Origin of the sequence: Pueribacillus theae (genome assembly GCF_003097615.1) — a bacterium.
GTDB lineage: Bacteria > Bacillota > Bacilli > Bacillales > UBA6769 > Pueribacillus > Pueribacillus theae.
In genome coordinates, this window is the sequence record NZ_QCZG01000007.1 from 40,551 (window position 1) to 54,581 (window position 14,031).

The window sequence follows — 14,031 nt, forward strand, 5'->3', positions numbered from 1 at the left end:
ATCATTTAAATATGCTATAAACTATGTCATAAACATTACAGAAAAGTTAAAAGAGTATAACTCGCTTAAATCTTTTGACATGGTGACTTTTATCCCATGGTTTTTTATCTTTAATCGAAGGAGACTGATTGTCAATTAAGACGTTGATTCCACACTTGCCTTTCCCTTCAATGCCTCAATATACTTTTGGGCAGCTTCTGCCGCAATGCTGCCGTCCCCTGTAGCCGTTACAATTTGGCGAAGCATTTTCTCGCGTATGTCGCCCGCCGCGAAGATTCCAGGCACTTTCGTTTCCATCTGTTCATCCGTCAACACATAGCCTTCTTCATTTGTAATGCCAAGATTCTTCACAGAATCGTTGAGGGGAAGCATTCCGATGTAAACAAACACACCGTCTGTTTTGAATTCCTGTTCTTCCCCTGTCTGCGTATTAACGAGCATGACACTGCTGACTTTTCCATCTTTGCCAATAATTTCTTTTACTGTATGATTCCAAATAAATTCCACTTTTTCATTGTCAAACGCGCGTTGCTGCAAAATTTTTTGCGCACGCAATTTATCGCGCCGGTGAACAATTGTTACCTTTGAAGCAAAACGTGTTAAATACACACCTTCTTCAACGGCTGAGTCCCCCCCGCCGACGACTACAAGTTCTTTTCCTTTAAAGAAAGCCCCGTCGCATACGGCACAATAGGATACGCCACGGCCTGCCAATTCTTCTTCGCCCGGAACGCCAAGTTTTTTGTATTCGGCTCCAGTTGAAACAATAACCGCTTTAGCCTTATATTCTTTATCTCCAGTGATGACTGTTTTATAGTCTTCACCGTCGCGTATCTCTTTAATATCGCCGTATTGATATTCTGCACCGAACTTTTTCGCATGTTCGAACATTTTATTCGATAGATCGGGCCCTAATATACTTTCGAATCCGGGATAGTTTTCTACATCTTCCGTATTCGCCATTTGGCCGCCCGGTATTCCTCTTTCAATCATAAGTGTGGACAAATTAGCCCGTGACGCATATACAGCCGCAGTTAAGCCTGCGGGCCCCGCACCTGCAATGATTACGTCGTATATTTGTTCTTCGCTCATACCTTTCACTCCTAGCAAAGTATTCAAAAAGTCCGGAGGTTCACACGATGTGAATCAGTCATACCGGACAACTGAAGCTTTCGAGCTTTTCCGCTCTTTTTGTCCGCTTTTTGAACCCTTTATTCTTAAACTAATCGTATAAAACAAAAAACGGTACGTCCATAAATCTGCTCACAGTTGTTGTTTGCGGAGGAAATGTTTAATTTTTTTTGCATATTTGCTTACAGTCGCAACTGAAATGTTATAAAACGAAGCAATTTCCTTTTGTGCAACCTTGCTGCCCTTTTGTTTTTTCCAACTGTATTCAATCGCCGCTGACCAGCCATCGCTGTTTTCGAAAGGCATATTGTGAAGGCAGGCATATTTAAAAAGGTTTGCCCACAACCTGTAGATCACATCGTTCAATTCACCAGGTTTTAGGGATTCTTGAAGTTTTGCGATGACTTTTAGCCCTGTTGTAATGGTTGCCGGCAATTCAGTATCCGCTTTATATATCATCTCCAACCCTTCGTGTTTTATGACGACGGGCTTGCCTGGAACTTGATTCAGCATCACGCCACTTGCAAGTTCTTTTAAATAAAGCGGTTCTTTCTCTGATTTACAGAAGCTTTGCAGCGATTCATAACCTTCCTTGTGAAAGTTTTTTCTTAAAATATATAAATGGACAAGCTTAGTCTTTTCGTTGTCTTTTAATCCTTCTGTTAAAAAATTGAAATATGTTTTGTCCTTTTCCGGCAGCCTGTAATGGTAGTCTACCGCATCCGGAGTGAGTGTGCCTTTCTTCAGTTCAGCTAAATAATGCGGTGCTACTTCGCTTTCGGGATCAATTTTTTTAATATGCTCCCAAGACGTTTTCGCTGTTTTCTCGCGCCCTGTCATAAAGGCCGATACGGCAAGCCAATGGTAAAAAGGGATCTCTTCAACTAGTGTTGTCTGCCTAACCGAAGATAGCCATTTAAAAGCATATTCATGTTCACGCAGCAGGGCAAACGTACTTCCAAGTTTGTAGCGCTGATCATGGTGGATCGGATAGACCGTTTTAAGCTTATGTTTGATTTGCTCGCTTTGTCTATGAAAGCCGATAAAATACAAAAACAACGCCAAATTGCAGAGCGCGTGCAAATTACCGGGGTTTTTCGTTAAAACTTCTTCTAGCGTGGACACTGCCTTCTCTTTTTTTCCGGAATAAAAATAAGCAAGGGCTAAATTATTATACGCAGCCCAAAAAGACGGGTGTTCATTGATCATTTCCTGAAAAAGGGAAATGGCATGCTGAAATTCGCCTGCTTCCATTTTTTCTTTCGCTTGTGAATGTTTTCTTATAATGACATTTTCCCCAAGTTCATGAAGGGCTTCTGAACCAATAAAGGCTAATAATTCCTCAGCATCTTGAGCAAATTCGCCATGCGGTTCAAGCTCCAAATAATAGAGCGCTTCATCTTCCGCCTTTTCGAAAAGCCCGAGATGCACATAGTTATTTGCCAAGAAGAAATAGCATTCTGCCGCTGACGGATCGACTTCACTAAGCAAATAGTAGAGCCACTTGTTCGATTCCGTATATTCGCCAAGCTCGGACAATACGGCAGCCAATTGGCCGATATAAACGGGTTCCTTGTCATCAAGCTTTACTGCTCTCAGTAAATATTTTTTTGCTTTAAATAAATGATTTTGATGGTAATAAGATAATGCGCGCTGAAAAAAGTATTCCCCGTTTTGAGTAAAGGGAATGATTTGGGCGCGCTCTTTTCTCTCTTTATTCATGCCTTAAGAGGCCTCCAACAACAAAGAATGTGATTCCTATAAAGTATAACAAATCTAAATGGGAATAGGGAAAGCCAATTTTTGAAAAAAATAAGTAAATCGGCAGTTCGCCAATTTCATTAAAATCCAACCTCCCTCTAACTTCGAACAAAGACGCTGACGTCCTTGTTCAGAGGTCGGAGGCCGGAAGCCAGATTGGTCTAAATTTATGAAAAAGCAAATTTATACTTTCTTATCGATGTCGCTCTTCCAAAACGGACAAGACATCATCAAGAGGCAGTTTCTGTTCCCTAAGCAAGACAAACACGTGATAGAAAAGATCGGCAACTTCCCATTTCAGTTCATCTGGATCCCGGTTTTTTGCTGCGATAATGACTTCGGAGGCTTCTTCGCCCACTTTTTTCAAAATTTTATCTACGCCTTTTTCAAAAAGATAGGTCGTATAGGCCCCTTCGGGCATTTCTGCTTCCCTTTTTGCGATAACTTTTTCCAATTCATTAAAAATGCCAAAACGATCTGCTTTTCCGTCCACTTCTTTCTCAAGAAGGGAATGGCCGAAACAAGAATAGTCTCCTTTATGGCAAGCAGGGCCATTAGGATTAACGAGTACAACGAGCGTATCTTGATCGCAATCGTACCGGATATCGACAATATTTTGTGTATGGCCTGATGTTTCGCCTTTATGCCATAATTCTTGCCTTGAACGGCTATAAAACCATGTTTGTTTCGTTTCAATCGATTTCTCAAGCGATTCTTTATTCATATAAGCGAGCATAAGCACTTCTTTGCTGGCAGCATCCTGGACAATCGCAGGAATGAGGCCTTGATCGTTAAACTGTACGTCAATCATTTCAAATCGATCCCTCTCCGCTTTAATTCAGCCTTTACTTCTTTTACTGACGTCTCTTTAAAGTGAAATACAGAAGCAGCAAGCGCACCTGCGGCATTTGCTTTCGTGAACGCAGCGTAAAAGTCGTCAATTGTCCCTGCGCCGCCTGATGCAATAACAGGAACATCGACCGCATCAACGACCGCTTTCGTCATTTCAAGATCGTATCCGCTCTTCTCTCCATCCCGATCCATACTCGTAAGCAAAATCTCGCCAGCTCCAAGTTCAGCGGCTTCCTTCGCCCATTCAACGACGTCTTTATCTGTTACAGTGTTCCCGCCGTGAATGACGACTCGCCATGTGCCGGCTTCGTCTACAAATTTCGCATCGATCGCTGCAACAATGCGATCTGGGCCAAGAGCTTCGGCGCCTTCTTTAAAAAGATGAGGATTGTCATAAGCTGCCGTACCAATTGATACTTTATCCGCACCGGCATCAATCACTGCTTTCATTTGTTCAACGGTACGGATACCGCCTCCAACCGTAAACGGAATCGTAATTTGCTCAGCTACCTTGCGGACAACATCGAGCATTGTTTCCCTGCCTTCGTTCGTTGCCGCAATATCAAGAAAAACGAGCTCGTCCGCTCCTTGTTCTTCATAAAATGCTGCAAGCTCCACTGGATCTCCCGCATCACGCAAATTGACGAATTGGACACCTTTTACGACACGGCCATCTTTCATATCAAGACAAGGGATAATTTTTTTTTCTGCCATTAGATCTCCACCTTTTTAAGAGCTTCTATTAATGTGAATCGTTTTGTGTAAAGAGCTTTCCCGACAATCGCTCCCTCGATTCCTTTCCTGCTTTCTTCAAGCAATTCATCGAAATCGCTAAGCTCGCTGATGCCGCCTGATGCAATGACTTGTTTCCCCGTTGCTTCCGCCATTGACACGATTGCTGAAACGTTTGGGCCTTCCAATGTACCGTCTTTTGAAATATCGGTAAAAATAAACGTTTCAGCCCCGTGTTCTGCCAATTCCCTTCCAAGGTCAGTTGCTTTTATTGTTGATGTTTCAAGCCATCCGTCAACCGCGACATAACCGTCCCGCGCATCAATGCCAATGGCGATATGCTTGCCATATTCCTTAAGCATTTTTTTTACAAAGTCCGGTTTTTGAATCGCACTGCTTCCTAAAATCACCCGTTCTACGCCATTTTCCAAATAGTAGTTTACATCTTCTTCCGTTCGGATGCCGCCGCCAATTTGAACTTTTGCGTCAAGCCCTTTTGCAATTTGGACAACATGCTCGTGATTTACTCTTTCTCTCATTTTTGCGCCGTCAAGATCAACGAGGTGAATCCATTTCGCTCCTTGTTCTTTGAAGTGATGCGCCATATCGTACGGTGAATCCCCGTAAACCGTTTCCTGATTATAATCTCCCTGAAACAAGCGGACACATTTCCCTCCGCGAATATCGATTGCTGGATAAATTGTAAAACCCAAGCCTTTTCACCTCAGTTACTTTGATTTAGAGCGACCCTTTTGTTGATGGGATGCCCTTTATTCCAGGATCAATTGTTGAAGCCTCGTCAAGTGCCCTACCGAGCGCTTTAAATACTGCTTCAATTATATGGTGCGTGTTCGTCCCATAATGAACGATCACGTGCAAATTCATGCGTGCTTCAAGTGCGAGCTTCCAAAGAAACTCATGGACGAGCTCCGTATCAAACGTGCCGACCTTTTGCATCGGGAAGCTGCCGCGAAATTCAACGTGCGGCCTGTCGCTCAGATCAACAACGACTTGTGCAAGAGCATCATCCATTGGAACAAAGGCATTTCCGAATCTTTTAATGCCGTATTTATCACCGAGTGCCTCGTTGAATGCTTTACCAAGGCAAATGCCCAAATCTTCCGTTGTATGGTGATCGTCAATTTCTATATCGCCATTCGCATCAACGGTTAAATCAAATCTTCCATGCTTGCGAAACGCATCGAGCATATGGGTCATAAATGGAACAGGCGTTTTTAACTGGCCGCTTCCGTCGCCATCCAAGTGTAATGTCAATGAAATTTGTGTCTCTTTCGTGCTTCTTTCCACATGTGCTTCACGGCTCATTTTTTCTCCCCCAGTCTTGCTTCAACTGCAATCGCGTGAGCGTCTAGCCCTTCCATCCTTGCAAAAGCGGCAATTTTCTTTGCATTGCTTTCCATTGCGTTTTTACTATAGGAAACGATGCTCGATTTTTTTATAAAATCATCCACATTGAGCGGGTTTGAAAAACGGGCGGTTCCGTTTGTCGGCAGGACGTGATTCGTTCCCGCAAAATAATCTCCGACAGGCTCTGAACTGTTTTCTCCGAGAAAAATGGCTCCTGCATGGCGGATTTTCGACAACAGCTCAAAAGGTGCTTCTGTCATGACTTCCAAGTGTTCCGGAGCAAGTTCGTTGACGATATCAAGTGCTTCGTCCATATCGTTCGCAACATAAGCCGCACCATAGCCGCGAATTGAAGCTTCGGCGATTTCTTTTCTAGGCAATGAAGCTAGCTGCTTGTGCAATTCTTTGATTGTCTCTTCTGCGATCTTGTTGGAAGTTGTCACTAAGACAGCGGATGAACGTGCATCATGCTCAGCTTGTGACAAAAGATCGCTAGCAATATATGCCGGATTTGCGGATTCATCTGCCAAGACAACAATTTCACTCGGGCCTGCAAGCATATCGATTCCGACGATCCCAAATACTTCACGCTTTGCAAGCGCAACGAATATATTACCCGGCCCGACAATTTTGTCGACGCGGCCAATCGTTTCCGTTCCATAGGCAAGTGCCCCGATGGCTTGGGCTCCGCCGACTTTGTAAATTTCTTTCACACCGCTCTCATTCGCGGCGACAAGTACACCGGCTGGAAGCGACCCATCTTCTTGTGGAGGTGAAGTTAATACGATGCGTTCAACCCCTGCAACCTTTGCCGGGATGACACCCATTAAAACAGAAGAAGGGTATGCTGCCGTCCCTCCCGGTACGTACACACCAACCGCGTCAAGAGGAGTTATTTTTTGGCCAAGAATCGTGCCGTCTTCTTTCGTAACGAACCAAGATTGGCGCTTTTGCTGTTCATGGTAAAAGCGGATGTTTTCAGCAGCTTCTTTTATGATTTCGATCAGCTTATGATCAAGCTGCTCATAAGCTTGTTCGATTTCTTTTTCACTTACCTTCAGCTTTGATAAAAGGACATGATCGAATTTTTCTGTCAGCTCATATAATGCTTGATCGCCAAATTTTCTTACTTGCTTCAAGATCGTCCTGACAATTTCGCGCTGTTCATCTGTTCCGTGTTCGATGCTTCGGCGGATTTTCTTTAAATCTTCTTTCCCAGAAATCAATCTCATTGCCCTTTTCCCCCTTCTATGACGGCGGACAATTTGTTGACCAGCTCGTCGATCATTTGATCTTTTAAACGGTAGCTTGCGGGATTGACAATTAATCTTGAAGTAATTGGGACGATCTGTTCAAGCTCTACAAGCCCATTTTCTTTTAATGTACGTCCCGTTGAAACAATATCAACGATGCGATCAGCGAGCCCAATGAGAGGTGCAAGCTCAATGGAACCGTTCAGCTTAATAATTTCAACTTGCTCGCCTTGTTCCCTGAAATAGCTTGAAGCAACATGCGGATATTTTGTTGCAACTTTCGAGGCAACGCCGCGTTTTTTCGCATCAGGAAGGCCTGCGACAGCCAGATAGCATTCACTAATTTTTAAATCCAGCACTTCGTATACTTCCCGCTCTTCTTCAAGCAGAACATCTTTCCCTGCGATTCCGACGTCTGCCACGCCGTGTTCCACATAGGTAGGCACGTCGACTGGTTTTGCAAGGATAAACCTTAATCCCGCCTGCTCGATATCCAAGATCAGTTTTCGCGATTCATCAAATTCCGGCGGAAGATCGTACCCTGCTTTTTTAAGCAGTTCAACGGCTTCAATAAAAATTCGCCCTTTCGGCATCGCGATCGTTAACCGTTCTTTCATGATCCGTTCTCCTTCCCTTTCTTGCCGATGCAGAAGCTAATATCATCATATCTAGCTGTTAATGCATCAATGTCCGCTACACCTGACAAGTCTTGAAGCACGACGCGCTTTCCTCGTTCCCGCATTTCTTTTGCTTTCGCAATTGCTTCAGCCTGGTGTTCTTTCGTAAAAATCAAACACGAAATCGGCGCTTCAACTTCTTCCCCGTCAAGCGCTTCAATTAAATGATCAAGGCGAATTCCAAACCCTGTGGCCTGTGCGGGACGGTTGAATTTTTCTAACAATTCATCATATCTGCCTCCGCCCGCCAGTGGTGAGCCTAACCCTTCTGCGTACGCTTCAAACACGATTCCTGTGTAATAGCTAATATGACGGACAAGCGTTAAATCCAATGTAACATCAGAAGCAACATCATACGCTTCGAGAATGGACCATAGCGACTGAAGCTCTTTAAGAGCCGCTTCGCTTTCGTAGTTGTCGATCACGTTCATTGCTTCATCGACCGTCTCCTTTCTCCCGCGTAAGCCTAATAGAGCTAACAGACGGCGTTCATCGATCGATGACAGTTTTAACTGTTTCACGTGTTCACGGTATCCGACGTAATTTTTTTCGTTTAAAAATTTCCGAAGCGCTTCAGCGCGTTCCTGAGTACCCACAACATCAAGGAACAGTTTATTCATAAATCCAACATGTCCGACGGCCACTTTAAAATTTTCCAGTCCGGCTTCTTTAAGAGCCGCAATCATAAGCGCGATCACTTCAGCATCTGCGCTTCGTGTGCCGTCCCCAATCAGTTCAATTCCAATTTGTTCATATTCAGCCGGTCTTCCCCCTTCACGCTGCTGTGCTTGGAAAAGATGGCTGTCATACGCAAGCCTTAAAGGATAAGCGGCGTTTTTTAAACTTGAGCCCGCTACCCTTGCAATGGGCGCCGTCATATCCGGACGCAATACGAGCGGATTTCCTTCTTGATCGAGCAGTTTAAACAATTGCTTTTCAAGCATAGCAGAAGCTGCTCCAACCGTATCGTAATATTCCAATGTTGGCGTTTCGATAAACTGGTATCCCCATGATTGAATGAATGATGCAATTTTTGTTCGAATTCTTTTTTTTGTTTCATATAATGCTGGCAATGTATCATGCATGCCAAGCGGCTTTTCAAAAACAAGTGGTTTTGACATGATGCCGGTCACTCTCCGTAATCCTTTAGTTCGCTAATATGCTACCAAAGTAAAGTATGATACTTGTAGTCTATCGAAATCGACTGTAACAGTCAACTATCTTATCGATGTGTGAATTGAATTTGAACACATTATTTTTCATAAATACGGGTACTGTTAACTATATGTGAGTGTTCAAAAAGGGGCTGAATCAGACGCAAGCAGATCGAGGCACGGGGTAAAAAACCGGCGGAGTGTACGTTTTTTGGTACATGAGTAAGGTTTTTTAGACCGTAACGAAGAGATGCGCCGCGGATTTTCAGTGCCTTTTTGAACAACCTCTATATGAGGATTTCGATAACGGAGGATAGATAATGAATCGATTGTTTTTTCTAATGGTACTTGTCGGTGTTCCTATCTCAGTTGCAGGAAGCTTGTTGAATTGGTCACAAATCTTAATGTTTATTATTTACTGTGTAACGATTATTGCCCTTTCGGCTTTTATGGGAAGGGCGACTGAAAGTCTTGCTATCCATGCCGGGCCAAGGATTGGCGGGCTTTTGAACGCCACATTCGGAAATGCCGTTGAACTTATTATCTCTATTTTTGCTTTAAAGGCCGGAATGCTCGGTGTTGTGCTTGCATCGCTTACAGGCTCGATCATCGGCAATTTGCTTCTCGTCGCTGGTTTGTCATTTCTCGTTGGAGGAATAAGATTTAAACGCCCAGAATTTAACGTTTACGATGCGAGGCACAATTCAGGACTATTGATTTTTTCTGTTGTTGTTGCTTTTATTTTTCCTGAAGTGTTCTCGATACAGCTCTCAGAACGTGAAACTTTAACATTAAGTATATGGATCGCTATTATTATGATCGTTCTTTATATTGCCGCCCTTATCTTTAAACTTGTGACACACCGAGGGGTTTACCAACACCGTTCAGACAAAGCGGCGCATGATGAAGAAGCGGAATGGTCTAAGTTGAAAGCAATCCTTGTGTTGTTTGCTGCGACACTAGCTGTGGCGTATGTATCGGAGAGGCTTGTTTCTACTTTTGAAACGGTGGGCCATACGTTTGGATGGACTGAACTGTTTATCGGCGTCATCATTGTAGCCATCGTTGGAAATGCCGCCGAACATGCTTCTGCGGTCATTATGGCTTTTAAAAACAAAATGAATGTTGCCGTTGAAATTGCAATTGGGTCTTCCATTCAAGTCGCGATGTTCGTTGCACCTGTTCTCGTGCTTATTTCTCTTCTATTCTCTAAGCCAATGCCGCTTATTTTTACATTGCCGGAGCTTGTTGCCATGGTGTTATCTGTTATTTTAACGATCGCCGTTTCGATTGACGGTGAGACAAACTGGTTTGAAGGCCTTACCATGCTTGCTGCCTATCTCATTATGGGGGTTGGTTTTTATTTCTTGTAGGGGTTGTTCAAAAAGTCCGGAAGCTTACAGGAGGTAAGTCAGTTCGACGTTATCACAGGACGTGATGCTTTTTAGTCGAACTTCCTTATAGAGGCTGCGAATCTCTACGTCAGCTTGCTCTTCCGCTCCTCACTTAATTGAAAGGAGTTATGCACCTGCGTCTACAAGCATTGCTCCGAAGCATGCTTCCTCGGTGCAACTCGCAGCGGATCATAGAAGTATTGCTCGTCGCTGCGGTGCTCAGAGCTACGCTTCCTCGATCTTCTTGCCTCTCGTTGTCCTCCTTTTTGAACACACACTTATAGGTAATAAATTTACTTCATAATAAATACAATGGAAATGTAAATTTCAAATGTTAAGCATACAGGAGTAGAGCATTCCAAATGAATAATCCGAATCGTAAAATAAGGAAAAGGGGAAAGAAATATTGGGTGCACCCAATCTCTTCTTAAAGAACCGCGCTGTGTTTTTTCAGAAGAATTCCAAGAATGTTATTTTCGAAGTGACATCAGCTCAATTACCTGTGCTAAACCGAATAGGATTGGATGATTTGTTTCTCACAAAAGGGCATATACAGGCTCCCCACTGGCATCCAAATGCTGCGGAATTAAATTACGTCGCAGCTGGCGAAGCAATGATTTCTGTTCTCGATCCGCTAAGGCACCGGCTATTATCCTATCATGTAAAAAGAGGCCAGGTCGTTTACATTCCGATCAACTGGTGGCACTGGGTTTCTGCCATTTCGGATAAAGTGCATATTGTCCAAACGTTCAGCAACGCAGACCGCCAAATAATCGAAGGCCCTGATGTATTAAAGAAAACGCCGCCTGAAGTTTTCCAATTAGCTTACGGAGTCGACGCCAAAGCGTTTGCGAAATTGCTTGCGCCAATTACCGAACGTGTCGTGATTGGGCCAGAGAACCCCCATTTAACGGAAGAGTTGAATATGATGGGAAACATCATGCCTAGCAGTTCACCGATTCTTTTCTTCGATCTTAGGCAAAATCTTAGCGTCCGCAGGGACGACAGCTTGCTTTTTAAAGTGACCTGTAGGCAAATCCCTTTAATGCATGATTTATCACTTGGAGACCTCTTTCTTACGAAAGGCCATATCCGAGAACCCCACTGGCACCCGAATGCAGATGAGTTTGATTACATCATTTCCGGCCAGGTTACCATCTCTATTCTTAACCCGTTTACACTCCAATTAATAAGCGGTAATGTACAAGCCGGACAGGTGGTTTTTATTCCAAAAGGATGGTGGCATTGGATCATTCCCGTCACGGAAAAAACGCATCTTCTCGTGTTCTTCAACGATGGAAAAATTGAATCAGTCGAAGGATCCGATGTGCTGCGGCTGACACCGCCTCGTGTATATGAGCAAGCCTACGGCATCAATGCTGAGAAATTAGACAAGGAACTAACGTCAATAAGAAAAACGTTGACGATTGGACCACCAAGTACAACAGATGAACAAATTTGGTTTTAAGTAGCGAAAAAAATAGAAAGAGCATGGCAACGTTTTAAAACTGAACTGCCATACTCTTTTTTCAATATTACCGTCCTTTTTTCCGTTGTTCCATTTGTTCTTTCGTATAGATGATTTGCATGGGATTGCCGCCAACGAATGCACCAGCGGGCACATCGCGGTGGACGAGTGTACTCGCTGAAACGACGGCTCCATCCCCTATCATAACCCCGGGCAAAATGGTACTGTTTGCCCCAATCATTACACCGTCTCCGATAATAACATCTCCGATACGGTATTCATCAATTAAATACTCGTGGGCAAGAACAGTAGAATTAAAGCCAATGACTGTATTGCTGCCGATTTTAATTCGTTCAGGAAACAAAATATCCATGACAACTTTGTAAGCCACGGCCGTATGTTCACCTATCTCCATACGAAGAAATGTCCTGAAAAGCCAGTTTTTCAATCGGAAAAATGGTGTGATTCTTGACAGTTCGATGATGATTACATTTTTTGCAACTTTCCAGAAGGATACCGTTTTATACAATTGCCAAAGCGAGTTTTCTCCATTGACATGGTAGCGCTCTGTCCTTCTCATTTTGCCTTTTCACCAACAATATCAAGCAGCTCAGGCATTTTGCCAATAATGAAGTCTGGTTTTTGTGCGATAATAAATTCTTTCCCTTTCAGCGACCAAGCGACACCGGCAGTATAAGTTCCTGCCCGCTTGCCTCCTTCAATATCAAACTGGCTATCCCCAACCATCAGCGTTGTTTCTGGTTCAGATTGAAGAAGCGCCATTGCCTTTTCCAACGGTTCGGCATGCGGCTTCGCCCTTGCCACATCGTCAAGGGTAATGACAACATCGAAAAACTGGTTGAGCTTTGTCAGTTCAAGCCCTTTTAATGCGGAAGGGCGCAGCTTATTTGTAACGACCGCAAGCTTTATCCCGAGCCTGTCAAGCTCTTGTACGGTTTCAAACACTCCATCAAATTCTTGAATAAGCAAATCATGATATTCCAAGTTATGCTTTCGGTAGATTTCAACCATTTCTTTGGCCCGTTTTGAGTTAAATCGTTTAAAGCTCTCGATAAGCGGCTCACCGACGAAAGGCATTAAATCAATGTCTTCATATTCATCTGGAAAAAAATGTTGAAGCGTATGTTTGAACGATTCAAGAATTAAATGATTCGTATCAATAAGCGTGCCATCTAAATCAAAGAGCACCGTGTCTATTTTCATAATCATATTCCTTTCTTTGCGGCTTTTCGATTCGATTCCAGATTGAAGCCGTTACAATTGTTAAGATAATCGCAACGGTTAGACGGATAAGCAACAACGGCCAGACAGGAATGCCAAGTGGTAAAAAGATAAGCGTATCTTCAACAACAGCATGGCAAGTCACTAGAAAAATAAACGCCAAATACAGATCTTTTTTCGCGACGCCGTCTTCCTTGGCGGCTTGAAGCATAACCCCCGCTCCAAAAGAAATGCCAAACAAAATGCCTGCTGCCAGTGTCGTTGATGTGTTTTTCTTCATACCAAGCATTCTTGTAAAAGGCGACATCCCATTCGAAAATTTGTCGACCCATTTCATTTCTTTCAGCCACTGAATGGCTATCATGAGCGGGATAACAATCATTGCAAGCTGAAAAATCCCAATTGACGCTTGTTGGACAGCATTCGTTACAATGGGGAACCATCCGCTTATTTCCTCACTCGAATGCTGGATGAAGCCAAAACTAGCCTGTTCAGCCCCGCCTTGCCATGCCAAATTCACGATCCAGCCAAACAAAGAAGCAAGCACAATTCGAATGGCGGCAACAAGCCATAGATTTACCCCAACTTTCGCTGCTATGCTTGATTCCACGAGGAGAGCATGTGAAAAAGATAGCATTAAAGCAATAGTAAACACTTGCTTTACCGTTAAATCCAGCGTTAGCATCGCACCAATTGCCGCATAAAGATTTAAGATGTTTCCAAGAACGAGAGGAATGGCCGCTTCGCCAGGCAACCCAAAAAGTGACATGAGGGGCTTAACCGCTTTAATGATCCACTCAAGGACAATCGTATAGTGAAGAATTGAAACAGCAATCGTCACCGGAAAAATAATTTTCCCTAAGCTCCACGTTGTATGTAAGCCTGTTTTCAAACCGCGCTTTAATGTTCCGATTGATTTCACTTCCTTTTTAAAGAGGCTGCTTAAATATTCATTGGCACCTGCATCTTACTAACATGCCCTGAAGCTCGGTGTAATAG

Annotated in this window: 14 protein-coding genes; 2 read left to right on the top strand and 12 right to left on the bottom strand. The window is 43.5% G+C overall.

The genetic code is table 11. The features are described 5' to 3' along the window. Positions 1-135: 135 nt before the first annotated feature. The 9 genes from trxB to DCC39_RS05080 all read right to left on the bottom strand — a co-directional run bounded on the left by trxB (position 136) and on the right by DCC39_RS05080 (position 8,895). Positions 136-1,092: a thioredoxin-disulfide reductase gene (gene trxB, locus DCC39_RS05040; RefSeq protein WP_116553795.1), complete on the bottom strand. Its 957-nt coding sequence runs from the start codon at positions 1,090-1,092 to the stop codon at positions 136-138. A gap of 171 nt (positions 1,093-1,263) precedes the next feature. Then, entirely contained in the window at positions 1,264-2,853 is a 1,590-nt protein-coding gene (locus tag DCC39_RS05045; protein ID WP_116553796.1) for a tetratricopeptide repeat protein, read from the bottom strand. Between the two features lie 232 nt (positions 2,854-3,085). Further along, on the bottom strand, positions 3,086-3,703 hold the full coding sequence (gene hisIE / locus DCC39_RS05050) for a bifunctional phosphoribosyl-AMP cyclohydrolase/phosphoribosyl-ATP diphosphatase HisIE (protein WP_116553797.1): 618 nt from the start codon (positions 3,701-3,703) through the stop codon (positions 3,086-3,088). Next, positions 3,700-4,458: an imidazole glycerol phosphate synthase subunit HisF gene (gene hisF, locus DCC39_RS05055; protein WP_116553798.1), complete on the bottom strand. Its 759-nt coding sequence runs from the start codon at positions 4,456-4,458 to the stop codon at positions 3,700-3,702. The genes hisIE and hisF overlap by 4 nt, the downstream gene beginning before the upstream one ends. Next, a complete protein-coding gene (hisA, locus tag DCC39_RS05060) occupies positions 4,458-5,189 on the bottom strand; it encodes a 1-(5-phosphoribosyl)-5-[(5-phosphoribosylamino)methylideneamino]imidazole-4-carboxamide isomerase (protein WP_116553799.1) in 732 nt (243 codons plus the stop codon). The genes hisF and hisA overlap by 1 nt, the downstream gene beginning before the upstream one ends. A 25-nt stretch (positions 5,190-5,214) precedes the next feature. Continuing rightward, positions 5,215-5,802, bottom strand: a complete 588-nt coding sequence (hisB, locus tag DCC39_RS05065; RefSeq protein ID WP_116553800.1) for an imidazoleglycerol-phosphate dehydratase HisB — start codon at positions 5,800-5,802, stop codon at positions 5,215-5,217. Beyond that, positions 5,799-7,076, bottom strand: coding sequence for a histidinol dehydrogenase (gene hisD / locus DCC39_RS05070; RefSeq protein WP_116553801.1), 1,278 nt, complete (start codon positions 7,074-7,076; stop codon positions 5,799-5,801). The genes hisB and hisD overlap by 4 nt, the downstream gene beginning before the upstream one ends. Further along, positions 7,073-7,714 carry an ATP phosphoribosyltransferase gene (gene hisG, locus DCC39_RS05075; protein WP_116553802.1) on the bottom strand — a complete coding sequence of 214 codons (642 nt, stop codon included), beginning with the start codon at positions 7,712-7,714 and terminating at the stop codon, positions 7,073-7,075. Before hisG ends, hisD begins: the two co-directional genes overlap by 4 nt. Further along, positions 7,711-8,895, bottom strand: coding sequence for an ATP phosphoribosyltransferase regulatory subunit (locus DCC39_RS05080; protein ID WP_116553856.1), 1,185 nt, complete (start codon positions 8,893-8,895; stop codon positions 7,711-7,713). The genes hisG and DCC39_RS05080 overlap by 4 nt, the downstream gene beginning before the upstream one ends. A 350-nt stretch (positions 8,896-9,245) precedes the next feature. Here DCC39_RS05080 and cax point away from each other — a divergent pair, with 350 nt between their 5' ends. Beyond that, on the top strand, positions 9,246-10,301 hold the full coding sequence (gene cax / locus DCC39_RS05085) for a calcium/proton exchanger (protein WP_116553803.1): 1,056 nt from the start codon (positions 9,246-9,248) through the stop codon (positions 10,299-10,301). Positions 10,302-10,728: 427 nt separating this feature from the next. Then, positions 10,729-11,790 carry a cupin domain-containing protein gene (locus DCC39_RS05090; protein WP_116553804.1) on the top strand — a complete coding sequence of 354 codons (1,062 nt, stop codon included), beginning with the start codon at positions 10,729-10,731 and terminating at the stop codon, positions 11,788-11,790. A 67-nt stretch (positions 11,791-11,857) separates the two neighbouring features. On the opposite strand, the gene DCC39_RS05095 is transcribed toward DCC39_RS05090, so the two are convergent. The 3 genes from DCC39_RS05095 to DCC39_RS05105 are packed head-to-tail and all read right to left on the bottom strand — an operon-like array spanning position 11,858 to position 13,945. After that, positions 11,858-12,370, bottom strand: a complete 513-nt coding sequence (locus tag DCC39_RS05095; protein ID WP_116553805.1) for an acyltransferase — start codon at positions 12,368-12,370, stop codon at positions 11,858-11,860. Continuing rightward, positions 12,367-13,014, bottom strand: coding sequence for a pyrophosphatase PpaX (gene ppaX / locus DCC39_RS05100; RefSeq protein WP_116553806.1), 648 nt, complete (start codon positions 13,012-13,014; stop codon positions 12,367-12,369). The genes DCC39_RS05095 and ppaX overlap by 4 nt, the downstream gene beginning before the upstream one ends. Next, the gene (locus DCC39_RS05105) at positions 12,989-13,945 is read right to left on the bottom strand and encodes a nucleoside recognition domain-containing protein (RefSeq protein WP_116553857.1); all 957 of its coding nucleotides are present in this window, start codon (positions 13,943-13,945) and stop codon (positions 12,989-12,991) included. Before DCC39_RS05105 ends, ppaX begins: the two co-directional genes overlap by 26 nt. Positions 13,946-14,031: the final 86 nt, after the last annotated feature.

Coding starts and splice junctions, on each gene's coding strand:
- trxB (WP_116553795.1), bottom strand. CDS start 1,092: ATGAGCGAAGAACAAATATACGACGTAATCATTGCAGGTGCGGGGCCC.
- DCC39_RS05045 (WP_116553796.1), bottom strand. CDS start 2,853: ATGAATAAAGAGAGAAAAGAGCGCGCCCAAATCATTCCCTTTACTCAA.
- hisIE (WP_116553797.1), bottom strand. CDS start 3,703: ATGATTGACGTACAGTTTAACGATCAAGGCCTCATTCCTGCGATTGTC.
- hisF (WP_116553798.1), bottom strand. CDS start 4,458: ATGGCAGAAAAAAAAATTATCCCTTGTCTTGATATGAAAGATGGCCGT.
- hisB (WP_116553800.1), bottom strand. CDS start 5,802: ATGAGCCGTGAAGCACATGTGGAAAGAAGCACGAAAGAGACACAAATT.
- hisD (WP_116553801.1), bottom strand. CDS start 7,076: ATGAGATTGATTTCTGGGAAAGAAGATTTAAAGAAAATCCGCCGAAGC.
- hisG (WP_116553802.1), bottom strand. CDS start 7,714: ATGAAAGAACGGTTAACGATCGCGATGCCGAAAGGGCGAATTTTTATT.
- DCC39_RS05080 (WP_116553856.1), bottom strand. CDS start 8,895: ATGTCAAAACCACTTGTTTTTGAAAAGCCGCTTGGCATGCATGATACA.
- DCC39_RS05095 (WP_116553805.1), bottom strand. CDS start 12,370: ATGAGAAGGACAGAGCGCTACCATGTCAATGGAGAAAACTCGCTTTGG.
- ppaX (WP_116553806.1), bottom strand. CDS start 13,014: ATGAAAATAGACACGGTGCTCTTTGATTTAGATGGCACGCTTATTGAT.